The organism is Solimonas sp. SE-A11, assembly GCF_030345715.1.
GTDB lineage: Bacteria > Pseudomonadota > Gammaproteobacteria > Nevskiales > Nevskiaceae > Solimonas_A.
The window spans coordinates 24,566-43,483 of record NZ_JAUASX010000008.1; the positions used below are offsets into that span (position 1 = coordinate 24,566).

14 protein-coding genes are annotated in these 18,918 nt (G+C 67.3%); 13 read left to right on the forward strand and 1 reads right to left on the reverse strand.

Going from position 1 to position 18,918, the window contains the following annotated elements; translation table 11 throughout:
* Positions 1-4: 4 nt before the first annotated feature.
* From murD to lpxC, 10 genes are all read left to right on the forward strand, one after another.
* Positions 5-1,369: a UDP-N-acetylmuramoyl-L-alanine--D-glutamate ligase gene (gene murD, locus QT386_RS10655; protein ID WP_289273742.1), complete on the forward strand. Its 1,365-nt coding sequence runs from the start codon at positions 5-7 to the stop codon at positions 1,367-1,369.
* Complete coding sequence (gene ftsW / locus QT386_RS10660) at positions 1,366-2,634, forward strand: putative lipid II flippase FtsW (protein ID WP_289273743.1); 1,269 nt, start codon at positions 1,366-1,368, stop codon at positions 2,632-2,634. Before murD ends, ftsW begins: the two co-directional genes overlap by 4 nt.
* Positions 2,631-3,707, forward strand: a complete 1,077-nt coding sequence (gene murG / locus QT386_RS10665) for an undecaprenyldiphospho-muramoylpentapeptide beta-N-acetylglucosaminyltransferase (protein ID WP_289273744.1) — start codon at positions 2,631-2,633, stop codon at positions 3,705-3,707. Before ftsW ends, murG begins: the two co-directional genes overlap by 4 nt.
* A complete protein-coding gene (gene murC, locus QT386_RS10670) occupies positions 3,704-5,128 on the forward strand; it encodes a UDP-N-acetylmuramate--L-alanine ligase (protein WP_289273745.1) in 1,425 nt (474 codons plus the stop codon). Before murG ends, murC begins: the two co-directional genes overlap by 4 nt.
* Complete coding sequence (gene murB, locus QT386_RS10675) at positions 5,125-6,084, forward strand: UDP-N-acetylmuramate dehydrogenase (protein WP_289273746.1); 960 nt, start codon at positions 5,125-5,127, stop codon at positions 6,082-6,084. The genes murC and murB overlap by 4 nt, the downstream gene beginning before the upstream one ends.
* Complete coding sequence (locus QT386_RS10680) at positions 6,081-7,019, forward strand: D-alanine--D-alanine ligase (RefSeq protein WP_289273747.1); 939 nt, start codon at positions 6,081-6,083, stop codon at positions 7,017-7,019. Before murB ends, QT386_RS10680 begins: the two co-directional genes overlap by 4 nt.
* On the forward strand, positions 7,016-7,786 hold the full coding sequence (locus tag QT386_RS10685) for a cell division protein FtsQ/DivIB (RefSeq protein ID WP_289273748.1): 771 nt from the start codon (positions 7,016-7,018) through the stop codon (positions 7,784-7,786). Before QT386_RS10680 ends, QT386_RS10685 begins: the two co-directional genes overlap by 4 nt.
* Positions 7,779-9,011 carry a cell division protein FtsA gene (gene ftsA, locus QT386_RS10690; protein WP_289273749.1) on the forward strand — a complete coding sequence of 411 codons (1,233 nt, stop codon included), beginning with the start codon at positions 7,779-7,781 and terminating at the stop codon, positions 9,009-9,011. Before QT386_RS10685 ends, ftsA begins: the two co-directional genes overlap by 8 nt.
* Positions 9,012-9,227: 216 nt before the next feature.
* Positions 9,228-10,457 (forward strand): cell division protein FtsZ, encoded by a 1,230-nt coding sequence (gene ftsZ, locus QT386_RS10695; protein ID WP_289273750.1) that lies wholly within the window; start codon positions 9,228-9,230, stop codon positions 10,455-10,457.
* 254 nt (positions 10,458-10,711) lie between these two features.
* Positions 10,712-11,635, forward strand: coding sequence for a UDP-3-O-acyl-N-acetylglucosamine deacetylase (gene lpxC, locus QT386_RS10700; RefSeq protein WP_289273751.1), 924 nt, complete (start codon positions 10,712-10,714; stop codon positions 11,633-11,635).
* Between the two features lie 181 nt (positions 11,636-11,816).
* Here lpxC and QT386_RS10705 read toward each other — a convergent pair whose 3' ends face one another.
* On the reverse strand, positions 11,817-12,137 hold the full coding sequence (locus tag QT386_RS10705; protein ID WP_289273752.1) for a DciA family protein: 321 nt from the start codon (positions 12,135-12,137) through the stop codon (positions 11,817-11,819).
* An 8-nt stretch (positions 12,138-12,145) separates the two neighbouring features.
* On the opposite strand from QT386_RS10705, the gene QT386_RS10710 reads away from it, so the two are divergent.
* The 3 genes from QT386_RS10710 (at position 12,146) to QT386_RS10720 (ending at position 18,833) form a co-directional block, all read left to right on the forward strand.
* Positions 12,146-13,066 carry a M23 family metallopeptidase gene (locus QT386_RS10710; protein WP_289273753.1) on the forward strand — a complete coding sequence of 307 codons (921 nt, stop codon included), beginning with the start codon at positions 12,146-12,148 and terminating at the stop codon, positions 13,064-13,066.
* A 212-nt stretch (positions 13,067-13,278) separates the two neighbouring features.
* Complete coding sequence (secA, locus tag QT386_RS10715) at positions 13,279-16,053, forward strand: preprotein translocase subunit SecA (RefSeq protein WP_289273754.1); 2,775 nt, start codon at positions 13,279-13,281, stop codon at positions 16,051-16,053.
* A gap of 131 nt (positions 16,054-16,184) precedes the next feature.
* A complete protein-coding gene (locus QT386_RS10720; RefSeq protein WP_289273755.1) occupies positions 16,185-18,833 on the forward strand; it encodes an RND family transporter in 2,649 nt (882 codons plus the stop codon).
* Positions 18,834-18,918 lie beyond the last annotated feature (85 nt).

Consider the following 18,918-nt stretch of genomic DNA (forward strand, 5'->3'; position numbering starts at 1 on the left):
GAACATGAGCCGCTACGCCGGAAAGCACATGCTGGTAGTCGGCCTCGGAGCCAGCGGCGCCTCGGCGCTGCGCTACCTCGTGCGCGAAGGCGCCCGCGTGACGGCCACCGACAGCCGCGCCGCACCGGCGGGGCTGGCCGAGCTGCAGCAGCAGTTTCCGGATATCGCCTTCCACTGCGGCGCCTTCGCCGCGCCGGCGCCCCTGTCGCAGTATGCCGAGGCGGTGCTGTCGCCGGGCATCGCGCTGGACGAGCCCTTCGTGCGCGAACTGGCCGCGGCCGGCGTGTCGCTGGCGGGCGATGTCGAGCTGTTCGCCCGTGCCGCCAAGGCCCCGGTGATCGGCATCACCGGCTCCAACGGCAAGAGCACCGTGACCACCCTGGTCGGCGAGATGGCGCTGGCCGCCGGCCTGCGTACCGGCATCGGCGGCAATCTCGGCACCCCGGCACTGGACCTGCTGCGCGACGACGCGCAGCTCTACGTGCTGGAGCTATCCAGCTTCCAGCTGGAGACCACGCACAGCCTGCGCTGCGTCGCCGCCACGATCCTGAATCTGTCGCAGGACCACCTCGATCGCCACGGCACGATGGAGCACTACGGCGCGATCAAGGCCCGCATCTTCAGGGGCTGCGCGACGGCGGTGGTAAATCGGGATGACGCGATGGTCATGGCGCTCGCCCGGGAATCGGGAATCGGGAATCGGGAATCGTCACAGCAGCTCTGGAGTTTCGGCCTGGGGGCCCCGCAGCAGCAGGGCGAGTACGGCTTGGTGCGCAAGGACGGATCGAATCAGCTGACGGACTACGATTCCCGATTCTCGATTCCCGATTCCCAATTGAAGATCCACGGCTTGCACAACGCTGCCAATGCCCTGGCGGCGCTGGCGCTGGCGGATGCCGCCGGCATTCCGCGCGAGGCCTCGCTGCGGGCACTGCGTGCCTTCGGTGGCTTGGCTCACCGCTGCCAGTTCGTCGCCGAGATCGACGGTGTGCAGTACTTCAACGATTCGAAGGGTACCAACGTCGGTTCCACGCTGGCGGCACTCAATGGCCTGCCCGAGGGCATCGTCTGGCTGGCGGGCGGGCAGGGCAAGGGACAGAGCTTCACCGAACTGCGCGAAGCCCTGGCAGCCAAGGGTCGTGCCGCGATCCTGTTCGGCGAGGACGCCGGCCGCATCGAGGCCGACGTCTACGGCGCGCTGCCGATCTACCGCGAGCCGGACATGCTGGCGGCGCTGGCGCGTGCTCGCGGCCTGGCACAGCGCGGCGACCGCGTGCTGCTGTCGCCCGCCTGTGCCAGCTTCGATCAGTTCAAGAGCTATGTCGACCGCGGCAACCGGTTCCGCGCCGCAGTGGAGGCGATGCGATGAACTTTTCGCTGAAACTGACGATGCCGCGGGCCCGCTACGGCATGGACATATGGCTGAGCCTGGCCGCCGCGATCCTGCTGACCTGGGGCGTGGTGATGGTGGCTTCCGCCTCGGTGGCGCAAGCCGAGAAGCTGACCGGCGAGCCGTTCTACTTCTTCTACCGCCAGTTGCTGTTCATCGCGATGGGCTTTGCCGCCGGCTTCATCATGTACTGCGTGCCCACGCGGCAGTGGGAGCGCAGCGGCTTCCTGCTGGTCGGCTTCGCGATCTTCCTGCTGATCGTGGTGCTGATCCCCGGCATCGGCGTTAAGGTCAACAGCGCGCGCCGCTGGATCGACCTGGAACTGTTCCGCCTGCAAGCCTCGGAGCCGGCGCGCCTGGCGCTGATCCTGTTCCTGGCCGGCTACATCACGCGCCGCCAGGCCGAGCTGCAGCATGGCTTCCGCGGCCTGGCCAAGCCCATCGCCCTGCTGATGCTGCCCTGCCTGCTGCTGCTGATGGAGCCGGACTTCGGCGCCACCGTGATCCTGATGGCGGTGGCCTTCCTGATGCTGTTCCTGGGCGGCGCCCGCGTCGTCTACTTCGGCATTGCCGGCCTGCTGGCCAGTGGCGCGGTGGCACTGCTGGCGGTGGCCGAGCCCTATCGCCTGCGCCGCCTGCTGAACTTCACCAACCCCTGGGCGGACGTGGAGAACGGCGGCTGGCAGCTGGCGCAGTCGCTGATCGCGGTAGGCCGCGGCGAGTGGGCTGGTGTTGGCCTGGGCAACAGCGTGCAGAAGCTGCTGTACCTGCCGGAAATGCACACCGACTTCATCTTCGCGATCCTGGCCGAGGAGTTTGGCCTGATGGGCGTGCTGGCGCTGGTGCTGCTGTTCGGCGTCATGGTCTGGCGCGGCTTCGTCATCGGCCGCGAGGCCGAGGCCGGCGGCCGCCTGTTCCCGGGCTTCTTGTGCTATGGCCTTTCGAGCTGGCTGGGCCTGCAGGCGCTGATCAACATGGCCGTGAACATGGGCATCCTGCCGACCAAGGGCCTGACGCTGCCGCTGCTCAGCTATGGAGGCTCGTCGCTGATCATCGTTTGCGCGATGCTGGGCCTGATCCTGCGTGTGGATTACGAGAACCGCGCCGCGCTGGCCGGCGATGCCGAGCCGGCGCCGGTGCCCAAGGAGCCGAAGGCCTCGCAGCGCGAATCGCGCGAGACCGCTGTGCCGCGCCCGCGCCGCAAGAGCCCGGAGATGCCATGGCTGGCGGAGAACGGCTCATGAGCAAGGGCATCAAGGTCATGATCATGGCGGGTGGTACTGGAGGCCACGTCTACCCCGCGCTCGCCATCGCTGACGCACTGCGCCAGCAGGGTCACGAGGTGGTGTGGATGGGCGCCCCCGACAGCTTCGAGTCGCGCGCGGTGCCCAGGCATGGCATTGCCATGGAGTTCATCCGCGTCAGCGGCCTGCGCGGCAAGGGCATCGGCAAGCTGCTCTCGGCGCCACTGGTACTGCTGCGTGCGCTGCGCGATGCGCTGGCGGCACTGCGCCGCCAGCAGCCGCAGCTGGTGCTGGGCATGGGCGGATTCGCGGCGGGCCCCGGCGGTGTTGCAGCCTGGCTGACGCGCCGGCCCCTGCTGATCCACGAGCAGAACGCCGCCGCCGGCATGACCAATCGCCTGCTGGCGCGCATCGCCACGCGCGTGCTCGAAGCCTTCCCGAATACCTTCCGGCATGCGCTGACCGTGGGCAACCCGGTGCGCGCCGGCTTCGCGGAACTTCCGGCACCGGCACAGCGCCTCGCTCGCGACGGCGTCATGCGCGTGCTCGTGATCGGTGGTAGCCAGGGTGCGCTGTCGCTCAACACGCTGGTGCCCAAGGCGCTGTCCCTGATGCCGGAGGCGGCGCGCCCACAGGTTCGCCATCAGGCTGGCCGCACGCTGGAGCGCGCGCAGAAGAGCTATGCCGATGCCGGGGTCTCCGCATCGGTCGATGCCTTCATCGACGACATGCCCGCGGCCTATGCCTGGGCCGACCTGGTGATCTGCCGTTCCGGCGCCTCCACGGTTGCCGAGCTGGCCGCCGCCGGCTGCGCCGCGCTGCTGGTGCCGTTCCCGGCGGCGGTGGACGATCACCAGACCCGCAACGGCGAGTACCTGGTCGCGGCCGGCGCCGCGCAACTGGTGCAGGAGCGTGACCTGAACCCGGAACTGCTGGCGGCCCTGCTCGGCACGATGCTGGCCGACCGCGCCGCGCTGGCGCGCATGGGCGAGGCCGCGCGCCGCGCCGCCTGGACCGACGCTACCGCGCGCATCGTCGCCGAATGTCTCGCACAAGGGAGTGCCAGGGCATGAACAAGACCACCAGCACGATGATGGACACCCCGATGCGCCGCGTGCGCCGCATCCACATGCTGGGCATCGGCGGCTCCGGCATGGCCGGCATCGCCGAGGTGCTGCTCAACCTAGGCTACGAGGTCAGCGGTACCGACCTGAAGGAAAGTGCCTCGACCCAGCGCCTGGCGGAGGCCGGTGCGAAGATATTCTTCGGCCACCAGCGCGAGAATGCGGTCGGTGCAGATGCCATCGTCGTCTCCACGGCGGTCAAGGCCGACAATCCGGAGTTGGAGTACGCGCACGAGCAGCACATCCCGGTGGTGCGCCGCGCGGAGATGCTGGCCGAGCTGATGCGCTTCCGCTATGGCGTCGCCATCGCCGGCACGCATGGCAAGACCACCACCACCAGCCTGGTCTCCAGCGTGCTGGCCGAGGGTGGGTTGGACCCGACCTACGTCATCGGCGGCAAGCTCAAGTCCGCCGGCGCCAATGCGCGGCTGGGCGAGGGCAAGTACCTGGTGGCCGAGGCCGACGAGAGCGACGCGTCGTTCCTGCACCTGTCGCCGATGATCTCGGCCGTCACCAACATCGACGCCGATCACCTGGAAACCTATGGCGGCGACTTCCGTCGCCTGCGCGCCACCTTCGTCGAGTTCCTGCATCGCCTGCCGTTCTACGGCCTGGCGGTGATGTGCATCGACGACCCGGTGATTCGCGAGACCATCAACGACATCGGCCGGCCGCTGCTGACCTATGGCTTTTCCGACGATGCCGACGTGCGCGCCAGCGACGTGCGTCCCGAAGGTGCCGGTGCGCACTTCACGGTGCATTTCCGCGATGGCAGCCGTGAGGAATTCCACCTCAACCTGCCCGGCCGCCACAACGTGCAGAATGCCCTGGTGGCCGTGGCCATCGGCCGCGAGCTGGGCGTCAGCATGGCGGCGATCCGCAAGGCGCTCAGCGGCTTCCAGGGCGTGGGCCGTCGCTGCGAGCCGCATGGCGAGCTGCAGTTTCCGCAGGGCAAGGCCCTGCTGGTGGACGACTACGGTCATCACCCGCGCGAGATTGCCGCCACGTTCCAGGCGATGCGCGCCGCGCATCCCGAACGGCGCATGGTGGTGGCTTTCCAGCCGCACCGCTTCACGCGCACGCGCGACCTGTTCGACGACTTCTGCGACATCCTCAGCAGTGCCGACGCGCTGCTGCTGACCGACATCTACGCTGCCGGCGAAGCGCCGATCGAAGGCGCCGACGGCCGCGCCCTGGCCCGCGGCATCCGTGCCCGCGGCAAGGTCGAGCCGGTGCTGATCCGCGGCGTGCAGGACCTGCCGGACGCGCTGGAGTCGATCGTGCGCGAGGGCGACCTGATCCTGACCCTGGGGGCCGGCGACATCGGCTCGGCACCGGCGCTGCTGGCGCGATACCGGAGCGCGGCATGAGCCATGCCGGGAATCGGGAATCGGGAATCGGGAATCGGGAGGGCCTGCGTGGCCGTCTCCTGGTTCACGAGCCCCTGTCCCGGCACACATCTTGGCGTGTGGGTGGCCCTGCGGATCGCTACTACGAGCCGGCAGATCGGGAGGATCTCGTCGCATTCGTTCGCGGCTTGCCGCCGGACGAGCCCATCCTCTGGATCGGCCTCGGCAGCAACCTGCTGGTGCGCGACGGCGGAGTCCGCGGCACGGTTCTCTGCCTGCATGGCGCGCTGGACGAGATGGGCATGGCGGGCGCGGGCGCGCGCGATTCCCGATTCCCGATTCCCGATTCCCGGCTTCTGCATGCCGAGGCCGGCGTGCACTGCGCGCGCATGGCCAAGTACGCCACTGGCGAAGGCCTGGCCGGCGCCGGATTCTTTGCCGGCATCCCCGGCACGGTGGGCGGCGCCCTGGCGATGAATGCGGGCGCGCACGGTGGCGAGACTTGGAACCACGTCAGCGAGGTCGAGGTCCTATTCCGCGATGGCCGCAGTGCCTGGCTGCCGCGCAGCGAGTTCCGCTACGGCTACCGCCACGTCGAGTGGCCGCAGGGCATGGTGGGCTTCCTCGCGGCGCGCCTCAGTTTCACGCCGGATACCACCGGCACTGCGGCGCAGGACATGAAGCAGTGGCTGGCCAAGCGCAAGGCGACGCAGCCGGTGGGCAAGCCCAGCGCCGGCAGCACCTTCCGCAACCCGCCGGGCGACCATGCGGCGCGGCTGATCGAGAGCTGTGGTCTCAAGGGGTGCCGCATCGGCGGCGCGCAGGTCTCGGAGCTGCACGCCAATTTCATCATCACCGACGAGGGCGCGCGTGCGGCCGACGTCGAGGCACTGATCGCGCAGGTGCGCGGCATCGTTCATGAGAAGACGGGAGTCGAGCTGATTCCCGAAGTAAAGGTTGTTGGAGAAGCAGCATGACCCGCGTCACCGATCCCAAGGCCTTTGGCCGCGTCGCAGTCCTCCTTGGCGGCTGGTCCGCCGAGCGCGAGGTCTCGCTGTGGAGCGGCAAGAACGTGGTGGAGGCCATGCAGCGCCGCGGCATCGACGTGACCGCCGTGGATGTGGTCAACCCCGGCATCCTGCTGGGCCTGGGAGACCAGGGTTATGATCGGGTCTTCAATATCATGCACGGCACCGGCGGCGAAGACGGCACGGTGCAGGCGGTGCTGGACCTGCTCGGCATCCCCTACCCGGGCAGCGGCGTTCTGGCGTCCGCGCTGGCCATGGACAAGCTACGCACCAAGCGCATCTGGAAGGCAGAGGGCCTGCCGACGCCGGACTTCGCGTTGCTGCAGGACGTCGGCGATGCCCGCCAGGCGGCCGAACGCTTCGGCTATCCCTTCATCATCAAGCCGGCGGCGGACGGTTCCAGCGTCGGCGTCAGCAAGGTCAAGTCGGCCGACCAGATCGGCAAGGCCTTCGACGACGCGCGTGGCCCGGGCCGCGTGGTGATCGCCGAGCAGTTCATCGCCGGCGGCGAGTACACCTGCTTCGTGCTGGGTGGCGAGGCCCTGCCGGTGATCCGCATCGAGCCCGATGGCGAGTTCTACGACTATCACGCCAAGTACATCTCGGACAACACCAAGTATCACTGTCCGGCCGGCCTGGACGCGGAGCACGAGCGGCGCTGCCAGGAAATCTGCCGGCGCGCCTTCGAACTGGTCGACGGCCGCGACTGGGGCCGCGTGGACTTCATGATGGATGCCCAGGGCAATCCCTGGCTGCTGGAGATCAACATGCTGCCTGGCATGACCTCCCACAGCCTGGCGCCGATGGCGGCGCGAGCACGGGGCATCGACTTCGACGAGCTGTGCTGGCGTCTGCTGGAAACCACCCTGGGGCGCAAGCCATGACCGTCATGACCATGGGCGACCTGCGCCTGCCCGAGATCAATTTCCGGAGCTTCAGGCCTTTCCTGCTGGGGCTGCTGGGACTGCTCGCGGTTGGCAGCTGCGGTTGGATGATGCTGCGCGCCACCAGCAGCCCGCAGGTGGCGGAGCTGCAGATCGAGGGGGCGTTCGACCGCGTGGCCGCCGCCGACGTCGAGGCGGTGCTGCGGCCGCAGCTGGACCAGGGCTTCCTGGCGCTGCCGCTGGCGGATGCGCGCGACCGCCTGGCGACGCTGCCCTGGGTGGCGCGCTCGCGCGTGGAGCGCATCTGGCCAGGCACGCTGCGCGTGCGTGTCTGGGAGCGCGAGCCCTTCGCACGCTGGAACGACGGCCAGCTGCTCGACACCGAGTCCAAGGTATTTGCGCCCAAGGCCGAGGAAATCCCGGCGAAACTGCCGCTGCTGGGTGGCATCGAGGGCCACGAGCGCGAGGTGATGGAAACCTACCAGCGCCTGGAGGAGCGGCTGCGCGGCAGCCCCTTCGTGCTGGCGGCGCTGAGCCAGGATGCGCGCGGTGAATGGACCGCCCGCACGCGTGACGGCATCGAACTGCGCCTGGGCCGCGGCGCGCCCGACGACAAGCTCGACATGCTGCTGGGCGCGGTACTCCACAAGCTGGCTGAAGAATTGCCGCAGGTCGAACACATCGACCTGCGCTACACCAACGGGTTCGCGGTGGGCTGGCGGTCTCAGCCGCAGCCCGCTACGGGCGGGAGCGAAAAGAATGGCTAAGCGCGAAGTGCGCAATCTGCTGGTCGGCCTGGACATTGGCACGACCAAGTGTGTCGCCGTGATCGGGCAGGTGATGCCCGAGGGTGGTGTCGACATCGTCGGGCATGGCGAGCACGCCTCGCGCGGCCTCAACCGCGGCGAGGTGGTGAACATCGACGCTACCGTGCAGGCGATCCGCCGCGCGGTGGAGAACGCCGAGCACATGGCCAACTGCCGGGCGCAGTCGGTCTATGTCGGCCTGTCGGGCCAGCACATCCAGTCCGGCAACTCGCTGGGCCTGGCGGCGATCCGCCAGCGCGAGGTGACCGACCGCGACGTCGACGCCGCGATCGAGACCGCCAAGGCGATCCCGATGCCGGCCGACCGCCGCATCCTGCACGTGATCCCGCAGGAGTTCGTGATCGACGGGCAGCGCGGCATCCAGGACCCGGTGGGCCAGTACGGCGTGCGCCTGGAAGCCAACGTTCACGTCATCCACGGCAGCTCCAGCTCGATCCAGAACCTGTCGAAGTGCGTCGAGGCCTGCGGCCTGCGCGTGGACCGCCTGATCCTGCAGCACCTGGCCGCCGCCGAGGCCGTGCTGCTGCCGGACGAGCGCGAAGCTGGCGTGGTGTCGCTCGACATCGGTGGCGGCACCAGCGACATCGCCGTGTTCAAGGGCGGCGCCATCCGCCACACCGCGGTACTGCCGGTGGCCGGCAACCACGTTACCAACGACGTCGCCATGGCCTTCCGCATTCCGGCGCAGCAGGCAGAGGAGATCAAGGTGCAGTTCGGCTGCGCGCTGCCGCAGCTGGCGGCAGCGCACGAGGAGATCGAGATTCGCGGCGTGGGCGAGGGCTCGCGGCGCTTGTCGCGCCTGACCCTGGCCGAAGTGGTGCGACCCCGTTACGAGGAGCTGTTCCGCTTCGTGCGCAAGGAGTTGCAGCGCAGCGGCTGGTACGAATCGATCCCGGCCGGCGTGGTGTTGAGCGGCGCGGCGGTGCAGATGCCGGGCGTGGCCGAGCTGGCCGAGGAAGTGTTCGAGCTGCCGGTGCGCATTGGCCTGCCGCAGCAGGTCACCGGCAGCGACGAGGTGGTGGGCAGCCCCGCCTATGCGACGGCCGCCGGCCTGCTGCTGTACGGGCGCCATGCGCAGCCGCGTAGCGATGCGGCGCGTGCCGGCGGCGGCGGTGCGAGCTTCGCACTGCAGCGGATCAGCGAGTGGCTAAAGGGCAATTTCTAGAGCGGAAAAGTGGTGAAAGCCGGTCCCGGACCGGGAGTGATTTTGAAGCAGATCGCGCAAGATTGTTGTTGACATTGGCACTGTGTTGAATTATTTTCATTTTTAGTAAAAAAAGAATATTCAACACAGTCCTTGCGGTGTCGGCAGCCTTGATCGGCGCGGCGTTTTTCAGTTAGGGCAACGGTCAGACGCGTCGCAGGACGCAGGAGCACGAACATGGGCGCACAGACTCGAGAAATCTTTGAATTGATGGATGGCCAGAAGAAGCGGGCGGTCATCCGCGTGGTGGGCGTCGGCGGCGGCGGCTGCAACACCGTCAACCAGATGGCCCAGGGCGGCATCGACGGCGTCGAGTTCATCGTCGCCAACACCGATCGCGATCACCTCGAGCGCTGCGTCCCCACCAGCCAGCTGCAGCTGGGCGCGGGCATCACCCGTGGCCTCGGCGCCGGCTCGGACCCCTCCGTCGGCCGCCAGGCCGCCGAGGAAGACCGTGACCGCATCAAGGACCTGATCGAAGGCACGGACCTGCTGTTCATCACCGCCGGCATGGGCGGCGGCACCGGCACCGGTGCGGCTCCCGTGATCGCCCAGGTGGCCAAGGAACTCGGCATCCTGACCGTTGCCGTGGTGACCAAGCCCTTCGTGCACGAAGGCAAGAAGCGCATGGCCACGGCCGTCAAGGGCATCGACGAGCTGCGCCAGTTCACCGACTCCCTGATCCTGATCCCCAACGAGAAGCTGGGCCTGGTGCTGGGCACCAAGATCACCGTGCTGAACTGCTTCAAGTCTGCCAACGACGTGCTGCAGAACGCCGTGCAGGGCATCTCCGAGCTGATCACCCGCCCGGGCCACATGAACGTGGACTTCGCCGACGTGAAGACCGTCATGTCCAACCGCGGCATGTCGATGATGGGCATCGGCTACGCCTCCGGCGAAGGCCGTGCGCAGAAGGCCGTGGAAATGGCCCTCTCCAGCCCGCTGCTGGACGATATCGAGCTGCACGGTGCCCGCGGCCTGCTGGTCAACGTCACCTGCGACGAGAGCCTGACGATGGAGGAGTGGGAGTACGTCAACTCCCGCGTCTACGAGATCGCCTCGGACGAGGCCGACGCCAAGTGCGGCATGTCGGTGAACCCCAACCTCAATGGCGAGCTGCGCGTCACCGTTGTGGCCACCGGCCTGGCCGGCGGCAAGGCGGTGTCGATGGCGGCGCCCGTGGCGCAGCAGCCGATGCCGGTGCTGAACCCCAAGGTTGCGCAGTTCATCAAGCCGGTGGAGCAGCCGGTGCAGCAGGCCCCGCAGATGCCGCAGGGCCGCATGCAGCCGGAGCTGGGCTACCCGCGCCAGCAGCAGAAGGTGGCGGTGGGCGGCGGTTCGTCCTTCCCGCTGCTGGACGACGACATCCTCAGCATCCCTGCCTTCCTGCGCAACCAGGCTGACTGAGCCGGGGATCGCACCGGCGTACGGCGATGACGATCCACCGCAAGGGCGGCCCGAAAGGGCCGCCCTTTTGCTTGCGGGTCGTGCCAGTGGGCCAGGCCGCCTCCGCCGATCCACGCCCAAATCCCCGTCCGGGGGGGGGCAGGGCCCCTGAGCTTTTTATCTACCCCCGATTCAGGAAGCGGCCAGGACCCCGTGGTAAAGTGGACGGTCAATAAGCCCCCCAAAGGCTAGACGACGGGAATCCAGAGCCGCACATGGTTCGTCAACGCACTCTTCGCCAGTCGGTCCGCGCCAGCGGCATCGGCCTGCACTCTGGCCGCAAGGTCTACATGTCCTTGCTGCCGGCCGGCCCCGATACCGGGATCGTGTTCCGCCGGACCGACCTGAATCCCACCGTGGAAGTCCCGGCCCATGCCGAGCTGCTGCGCGAGGCGGTCATGTGCAGCACCCTGGTCCACGACACGGGGGCCAAGATCATGACGATCGAGCACCTGATGTCGGCCCTGGCCGGCCTGGGCATCGACAACTGCATCGTCGAGCTGTCCTCGCCGGAGGTGCCGATCATGGACGGCAGCGCCGGCCCTTTCGTGTTCCTGATCCAGAGCGCGGGCATCCACGAGCAGGACAAAGCCAAGAAATTCCTACGCATCCGCCAGCCGGTGCAGGTGCAGGAAGGCGACAAGTTCGCCCGTTTCGAACCCTACGAGGGCTATCGCCTCAGCTTCGGCATCGAGTTCAAGCACCCGGTGTTCAAGACCAGCAGCCAGTCTTCGGTGATCGACTTCTCCACCGCCGCCTATATCAAGGAAGTCAGCCGCGCTCGCACCTTCGGGTTCATGCGTGAGCTGGACCAGCTGCGCTCCAACAATCTTGGCCTGGGCGCCAGCCTGGACAACGTCGTGGCGCTGGATGAGTACCGCGTGGTGAACCACGACGGTCTGCGCTACGACGACGAGTTCGTGCGCCACAAGATCCTCGATGCGGTGGGCGACCTCTACCTGCTGGGCTACCCGGTACTGGGCGCCTACACCGCCTACAAGTCCGGCCACGCCCTCAACAACAAGCTGGTGCGGGCCGTGCTGGCCGACCAGGCGGCCTGGGACATCGTCACCTACGACAACGAGCAGACCCCGCCGCCGATCGCCTTTGCCCGCGGCAGCTTGGCATCGGCAGCCTGATCGTGTGATATTTTCTCAACAATTTTTGTTGAGTTAAATGTAAATAAACAAAAAAATCGGGCCAGAAACGGCCCGTTCTAGTAATTCCGCCTCATTCCCCACGCTATTCCCCAGGGGAACTACCTTATGTCGGCCCGTAGACTTGCGGCTTGCGTCACACGGCACGTACACTCGACGGGCATCAACGTGACGGTTCAGGCTTGACTTTTGCTTCTGTTTTCGTGAGTTCGAGACGGAATCGCTGGTTCAGCCACGCCAGCAGCGCGGTGCTGCGGTAACGCAGCGGCACCAGTGCAGCGGCGGATCGCGCATGGATGACCAGCGTCTCACCGCGGATATTGGCGACCCGTATCAGGGCCACCCAGGGTTCCGCGGACCAGGAAGGGAGAGCGCTGTTGATGTCGGCAAGCAGGCGCGCGCGGTCCAACAGGCCACGCAGCTCGGAAGGTTGTTGCCGCAGCCAGTCGCCGATCGGTTTGCCGCTAAATTTTTGGGGGTTCATACGGATTCATGGACATTATAGTCGTCAACCGCGGGCGCACGACGCGCCTGAAGCTCGACCGTCGCAATGTCTTGCTGTGGGGTCCCGTGGCCCTGGTCTTCAGCCTGTTCTCCGCCGCCGTGTTCTTCATCGGCTATGCCAGCCGTGGCGAGGGCGGAGTGCTGCCCGAGCGCCTGGTGGCCGACTGGGCCAATGAGGTCGAGGCGCAGCGCGTGGAACTGCGCAAGGCCCGAGCCGCCGCCGAGGAAGACGCCAATGCCTTGGCGCGCCGTATCGCGTTGCTGCAGGCCCATGTACTGCGCCTGGATGCCGCTGGCCAGCGCCTGACCGAAGTTGCGGGCCTGGAGCAGGGCGAATTCGACTTCTCCCAACCGCCGCCGATCGGTGGCCCCGAGGAGTCCGAGATCGAGGGCAGCGGCCTGTCCAGCGTGCTGATCTCCCTGGACGATTTCGAGCAGCAGCTCACCGACCGCGAGCGCCAGCTGCGCGTGCTGGAAGACCTCTTGCTGGCCAGCCGCATGCAGAAGCAGACCCGCCCCTCGGGCTGGCCGGTGGAGAATGGCTGGATTTCCTCGCTGTTCGGCTGGCGCTCTGACCCGTTCACCGGCCGCACCACCATGCACTCGGGCATCGACTTCGCCGCCCGCGCCGGCTCCGACGTGATGTCTGCCGCCGCCGGTATCGTCAGCCAGGCCGGCGTCCATGCCGGCTACGGCAACCTGGTCGAGATCAACCATGGCAACGGCTACGTGACCCGCTACGGCCACAACAGCCGCATCCTGGTCAATGTCGGCGACCGCGTCCTGAAGGGGCAGCGCATCGCCCTGGTCGGCTCCACGGGCCGCTCCACCGCCCCGCACGTCCACTTCGAGGTGCTGTTCAACGGCGCCGTGGTCAACCCGCAGGAGTACATCCAGGCTGCGCGGTAGGGCCTGTTAGCGCCACCGCGGTCGGCGCAGAGAGAGCTGAACCAAGGCGCAGACCCCAGGGTCTGCGCCTTTTTTGTCGGCCCGGCGGGGAGGGCCGGGGGCTTGAAAAGGCCCCGGCCGGCCCCAGTCAGGCATAATATTCGCCTATTTTCCGAACCCCGCCCGATCCTGCCGCAGCGCCCCGCGACTCCGGCTTTTCCTCAAGAAAACATATGGCTGCTAACAACCTGCTGGCTCGCATCTTTGGGAGCCAGAACCAGCGCATGCTGAAGAAGCTCGACGGCCTTGTTCGCCAGGTCGGAGCGCTGGAACCGAAGTTCGCCGCCATGAGTGACGCCGAACTGGCCAACCAGACGGTCGTCTTCCGCGAGCGCCTGGCCAAGGGCGAGAAGCTGTCCGCGGTGCAGCCGGAAGCCTTCGCGGTGGTTCGCGAGGCCGGCAAGCGCGCCATGGGCATGCGTCACTTCGACGTGCAGTTGATCGGCGGCGCGGTGCTCAACGACGGCAAGATCGCCGAAATGCGTACCGGTGAAGGCAAGACCCTGGTCGCCACGCTGGCGGCCTACCTCAATGCGTTGCCCGGCAAGGGCGTGCATGTGGTGACCGTCAACGACTACCTGGCGCGCCGCGACTCCGAGTGGATGGGGCGCATCTATCGCTTCCTGGGCCTGACCGTGGGCGTGATCACCTCCGGCCAGACCACGCAGGAGAAGCGCGAGGCCTATGCCTGCGACATCACCTACGCCACCAACAACGAGCTGGGCTTCGACTACCTGCGCGACAACATGGCCTTCTCGCTGGCCGACAAGGTGCAGCGTGGCCAGAACTTCGCCATCGTCGACGAAGTCGACTCGATCCTGATCGACGAGGCCCGCACGCCGCTGATCATCTCCGGCCCCACCGACGACGATCCGGAGCTGTACCGCAAGATCAACGCCATCGTGCCGCGCCTGACGCGCGGCGAGAAGGACTCCGACGAAGAAGAGGGTACCGGCGACTTCGTGGTTGACGAGAAGGCCAAGCAGGTGCATCTCACCGAGGCCGGTCACGAGAAGGTCGAGGACCTGCTGCGTGCGGCCAAGCTGCTCGGCGAGGAGGACAGCCTCTACGACGCCGCCAACATCGTGCTGATGCATCACCTCAACGCGCTGCTGCGCGCGCACCAGCTGTACAAGCGCGATGTCGAGTACATCGTGGAGCGCGGCCAGATCGTCATCATCGACGAATTCACCGGCCGCAAGATGGCGGGCCGCCGCTGGAGCGATGGTCTGCACCAGGCGATCGAGGCCAAGGAAGGGGTCAAGATCCAGCAGGAGAACCAGACGCTGGCGTCAATCACCTTCCAGAACTACTTCCGCCTGTACAACAAGCTGTCCGGCATGACCGGCACGGCCGATACCGAAGCCTTCGAATTCCAGAGCATCTACAACCTCGAGGTGCTGGTCATCCCGACCAATCGTCCGATGCTCCGCAAGGACCATGGCGACCTGGTGTTCATGAACACCAAGGACAAGTTTGCCGCGGTGATCGCCGAGATCAAGGAAGCGCACCAGCGCCAGCAGCCGGTTCTTGTCGGTACCGCCAGCATCGAAACCTCCGAGCTGCTGTCGGCACTGCTGAAGAAGGAAAACATCGTCCACGAGGTGCTCAACGCCAAGCAGCACGAGCGTGAGGCCGACATCGTGGCCCAGGCCGGCCGCCCCGGCGCCGTGACCATCGCCACCAATATGGCCGGACGCGGAACCGACATCGTGCTTGGCGGCAACCTGGAGTCCGAGCTGGCACTGCTGGCGGAGGACGACAGCGCCGGCCGCGAAGCCGCTCGCGCCGCGTGGAAGCTGCGCCATGAGCAGGTGCTGCAGTCCGGCGGCCTCTGCGTGCTCGGCTCAGAACGCCACGAGTCCCGCCGTATCGACAACCAGCTGCGTGGCCGTTCCGGCCGCCAGGGCGACCCGGGCGCCTCGCGCTTCTACCTGTCGCTCGACGACACCCTGATGCGCATCTTCACGCCTCCGCGCATGCGCGCCATGCTGCAGGGCCTGGGCATGCAGGAAGGCGAGGCGATCGAGCACCGCTGGGTGTCGCGCGCCATCGAAACCGCGCAGCGCAAGGTCGAGGCGCACAACTTCGACATCCGCAAGCACCTGCTGGAATACGACAACGTCGCCAACGACCAGCGCAAGGCGGTCTACGACCTGCGTGACGAGCTGATGGGCGCCGAGCGCGTCAGCGCCATGGTGGAGGACATCCGCCCTGACGTGGTCAGCGCCGTGATCGACGCCCACATCCCGCCGCAGACCATCGAGGACCAGTGGAGCATCGACGGCCTGCAGGATGCCTTCAAGCGTGACTTCCACCTGGATCTGCCGATCCGCCAGTGGCTGGACGAGGAGCAGGACCTCAACGAGAAGAAGCTGCGCGAGCGCCTGCTGGACAAGGTGCGCCAGGCCTATGCCGAGAAGAAGGAACAGATCGGCGCGGCCGTGCTGGAGCACTTCGAGAAGGCCATCATGCTGCAGGTGCTGGACAATCTCTGGCGCGAGCACCTGGCCGCGGTGGACTACCTGCGCCAGGGCATCAACCTGCGCTCCTACGCGCAGAAGGACCCCAAGCAGGAATACAAGCGCGAGGCCTTTGGCATGTTCAACGACATGCTGGCGCGCTTCAAGCACGACGTGATCTCCATGCTGGCGCGCGTGCGCATCCAGTCGGAAGAGGAAGTGCGGGCGATCGAGGACCAGCGCCGCCAGCAGGCCGAGCGCGACCTGCAGTTCCAGCACGCCGCCGCCCCGGACGTGGTGGGTGCCGCCGAGGAGGCTGCCGCGCCGGCGCAGGGCGCTGCCGCGCCGCGCCGTCTGGAGGCCGTCGAGCCGGCGGCCCCGCGCCAGGCCCCGATGGTGCGCGACATGCCCAAGGTTGGCCGCAACGATCCTTGCCCCTGCGGCAGCGGCAAGAAGTACAAGCAGTGCCACGGTGCGTTGACCTGATCGCCGAAGTGCTGTTCATGTCAGAAAGGGCGGCGTAAGCCGCCCTTTCTTTTTGGCGGATACTGCAAACGAACGGGGCATGGGTCGGGTCCTGCCGTTAGCGTTGGAAAAATCCTGGGAAATCCGCAGCCATGGCCTTGAGCGCGCAGTCCATCATCCGCTTTGTCGAGCCGGCGCTGTACGGCTCCCGCGGGCGCCGCATCAGTGTGACCCTGCTGGTGCTGATGACCCTGGCGATGCTGTGGCAGGCCCTGCAGCTCAAGCCGGACGCCAGCTTCGACAAGACCGTGCCGCTGGAGCACCCCTACATGCAGGTGCTGCAGCGCTACCAGGAGGACCTGGGCGGCGGTGCCAACGCCGTGCTGGTGGCGCTGGTGCAGGACCAGGGCGACATCTACAACCCCGAGTTCATGGCCAGCCTCAAGGCCGCGACCGAGGAGGTGGAGTTCATCCCCGGCATCGATCGTGCGCGCCTATCCTCGATCTTCACGCGCAACGTGCGCTACCTGGAGGTGGTGGACGGAGGCTTCCGTGCCGAGGATGTGATCCCGGCCAACTACACGCCGACCCCGGAGATGCTGGCGGGCGTGCGCGAGGCGGTGGGCAAGGCCGGCGTCATCGGTCGCCTGGTCAGCCAGGACCAGCGCGGCGCGATGGTCTACGCCGAGGTGCTGGAGCGCAATCCCAGCACCAATGCCCGCACCGACTACCAGCGCGTCGCCCATGGCCTGGAAAGCGACGTGCGCGGCCGCTTCACCAGCCCGGACAAGTACCAGCTCAAGCTCAAGGCCGACCATGGCCCCTTCAAGGCCGGGCAGGTGGTGGCTGTGCGCTACGCCGATCCGGGCTGGCGGCTGTGGTTCCGCAGCATCGACACCGCCGGACAGGACGAGCACGGCCAGCCGGTGGTGCTGCAGCTGCCCGGGCGCCTGCTGCAGGCCGAGCGCGTGGCCAACCCGCAGTACAACCCGCGCATCTCGGTGCACATCGTCGGCTTCGCCAAGGTGATCGGCGACGTCACCGACGCCACCCGCAGCGTGGTGTTCTTCTTCGCGCTGACCGTGCTCGGGACCTTCCTGGCGCTGCTGCTGTACCTGCGCGACCTGCGCCTGGCCTGGCTGCCGCTGGCCTGCTCGGTGGTGGCGGTGACCTGGGAGATGGGCCTGCTGCACAGCTTCGGCTACGGCCTGGATCCGTTCGCGATCATGGTGCCCTTCCTGGTGCTGGCCATCTCCACCTCGCACGGCGTGCAGTACGTCAACACCTGGGCCGACCAGGTGGTGCAGGGCGAGGCACCCTTCGAGGCCTCGCGCTCCACCTTCCGCCGCCTGTTCATCCCCGGCAGCATCGCGCTGATCACCAACGTCGCGGGCTTCCTCACCATCGCGCTGGTGCCGATCGGCGTGATCCGCGAGATGGCCGCCAATGCCTGCCTGGGCATGTTCGCGGTGATCATCACCAACAAGGTGATGATGCCGATCTGGCTATCGCGACTGCGGGTCAAGGACCTGGAAGCGTTCCGCGCGCGGCGTGCACAGCTGGCGCGCAGCGGCGAGGCCCTGTGGCAGCGCATGGCGGTGGTCACCACCGCGCCGGTGGCGGCGGGCCTGCTGCTGCTGGCCGCCGTGGTGCTGGGCATCAGTTGGCACCTGCAGGGCCAGCGCATCATCGGCGACGCGCAGGCCGGCGTGCCGGAACTGCGGCCGGATTCGGTCTACAACCACGACTCGCGGACCATCGCCGAGAATTTCAGCATCGCCACCGACATCCTCACCGTGGTGGCCGAGGCGGACTCCTGGGATTGCATCGAGCATGACCCGCTGGAACAGGTGGACCGCTTCGCCTGGCACATGCGCAACGTCGAGGGCGTGGCCTCCACGCGCGCGCTGCCGGACATCGCCCGCGCGATCTACTCCGGCTTCTGGGAGGGCCACGTCAAATTCCGCGTGCTGCCGCGCAACCACGATTCGCTGGTGCTCTCCACCAAGCCGGTGGAGACCTCCACCGGCCTGCTCAATGCCGACTGCAGCGCCATCCCGGTCTACGTCTTCACCTCCGACCACAAGGCCACCACGATCCACCGCATCACCGATGCCGTGGAGCAGTTCAACCGCGACAATGCCCGCGACTTCTTCGCTGACCACCCGAAGCTTGATCCGGCCGCCTGCGAGGCCGGCAAGCGCAGCGCCGAATCGCGCGTGGAGCCGGGCCCTTCGCCTTGCCCGGTGCATTTCGCGCTGGCCTCCGGCAACGTCGGCGTGATGGCGGCCACCAACGAGGTGGTGGAGGCCAGCGAGCTCAAGACCGTGCTGTGGGTCTACGTGGTGATCGGTGCGCTGGTGCTGCTGTCCTACCGGTCCTTCGTTGGCCTGCTGGTGATCGGCATCCCCCTGTTCCTGGTGTCGATCTTCGCCAATGCCCTGATGGCGGTGTTCGGCATCGGCCTGAAGGTGGCGACGCTGCCGGTGATCACGCTGGCGGTGGGCATCGGCGTGGACTACGGCATCTACGTCTACGACCTGCTGCGCCACAAGGTGCTGGACGAAGGCCTGAACCTGCGCGAGGCCTACGTCGCCACGCTGCGCCAGACCGGCAAGGCGGTGCTGTTCACCGGCCTGTGCCTGGCTGGCGGCGTGGTCTCCTGGCTGTTCTCGGCCCTGCAGTTCCAGCGCGACATGGGCTTGCTGCTGGCCTTCATGTTCACCGCCAATATGCTGGGCGCGGTGCTGCTGGGCCCGGCCCTGTGCCGCTTCCTGATGCCGGCCGCCAGCCGACGCTAAGCTGCTGTTTTTACGGCTCCAGAAGGGGCTGATCCGCCCCTAGTCATTTTGGATGATGCTGGGGCATCGGCCCTGTGTGAGTCTT

Excerpts from the sequence above, each read along its gene's own strand:
- murD (WP_289273742.1), top strand. The coding sequence starts at position 5 with ATGAGCCGCTACGCCGGAAAGCACATGCTGGTAGTCGGCCTCGGAGCC.
- ftsW (WP_289273743.1), top strand. The coding sequence starts at position 1,366 with ATGAACTTTTCGCTGAAACTGACGATGCCGCGGGCCCGCTACGGCATG.
- murG (WP_289273744.1), top strand. The coding sequence starts at position 2,631 with ATGAGCAAGGGCATCAAGGTCATGATCATGGCGGGTGGTACTGGAGGC.
- murC (WP_289273745.1), top strand. The coding sequence starts at position 3,704 with ATGAACAAGACCACCAGCACGATGATGGACACCCCGATGCGCCGCGTG.
- murB (WP_289273746.1), top strand. The coding sequence starts at position 5,125 with ATGAGCCATGCCGGGAATCGGGAATCGGGAATCGGGAATCGGGAGGGC.
- QT386_RS10680 (WP_289273747.1), top strand. The coding sequence starts at position 6,081 with ATGACCCGCGTCACCGATCCCAAGGCCTTTGGCCGCGTCGCAGTCCTC.
- QT386_RS10685 (WP_289273748.1), top strand. The coding sequence starts at position 7,016 with ATGACCGTCATGACCATGGGCGACCTGCGCCTGCCCGAGATCAATTTC.
- ftsA (WP_289273749.1), top strand. The coding sequence starts at position 7,779 with ATGGCTAAGCGCGAAGTGCGCAATCTGCTGGTCGGCCTGGACATTGGC.
- ftsZ (WP_289273750.1), top strand. The coding sequence starts at position 9,228 with ATGGGCGCACAGACTCGAGAAATCTTTGAATTGATGGATGGCCAGAAG.
- lpxC (WP_289273751.1), top strand. The coding sequence starts at position 10,712 with ATGGTTCGTCAACGCACTCTTCGCCAGTCGGTCCGCGCCAGCGGCATC.
- QT386_RS10705 (WP_289273752.1), bottom strand. The coding sequence starts at position 12,137 with ATGAACCCCCAAAAATTTAGCGGCAAACCGATCGGCGACTGGCTGCGG.
- QT386_RS10710 (WP_289273753.1), top strand. The coding sequence starts at position 12,146 with ATGGACATTATAGTCGTCAACCGCGGGCGCACGACGCGCCTGAAGCTC.
- secA (WP_289273754.1), top strand. The coding sequence starts at position 13,279 with ATGGCTGCTAACAACCTGCTGGCTCGCATCTTTGGGAGCCAGAACCAG.
- QT386_RS10720 (WP_289273755.1), top strand. The coding sequence starts at position 16,185 with ATGGCCTTGAGCGCGCAGTCCATCATCCGCTTTGTCGAGCCGGCGCTG.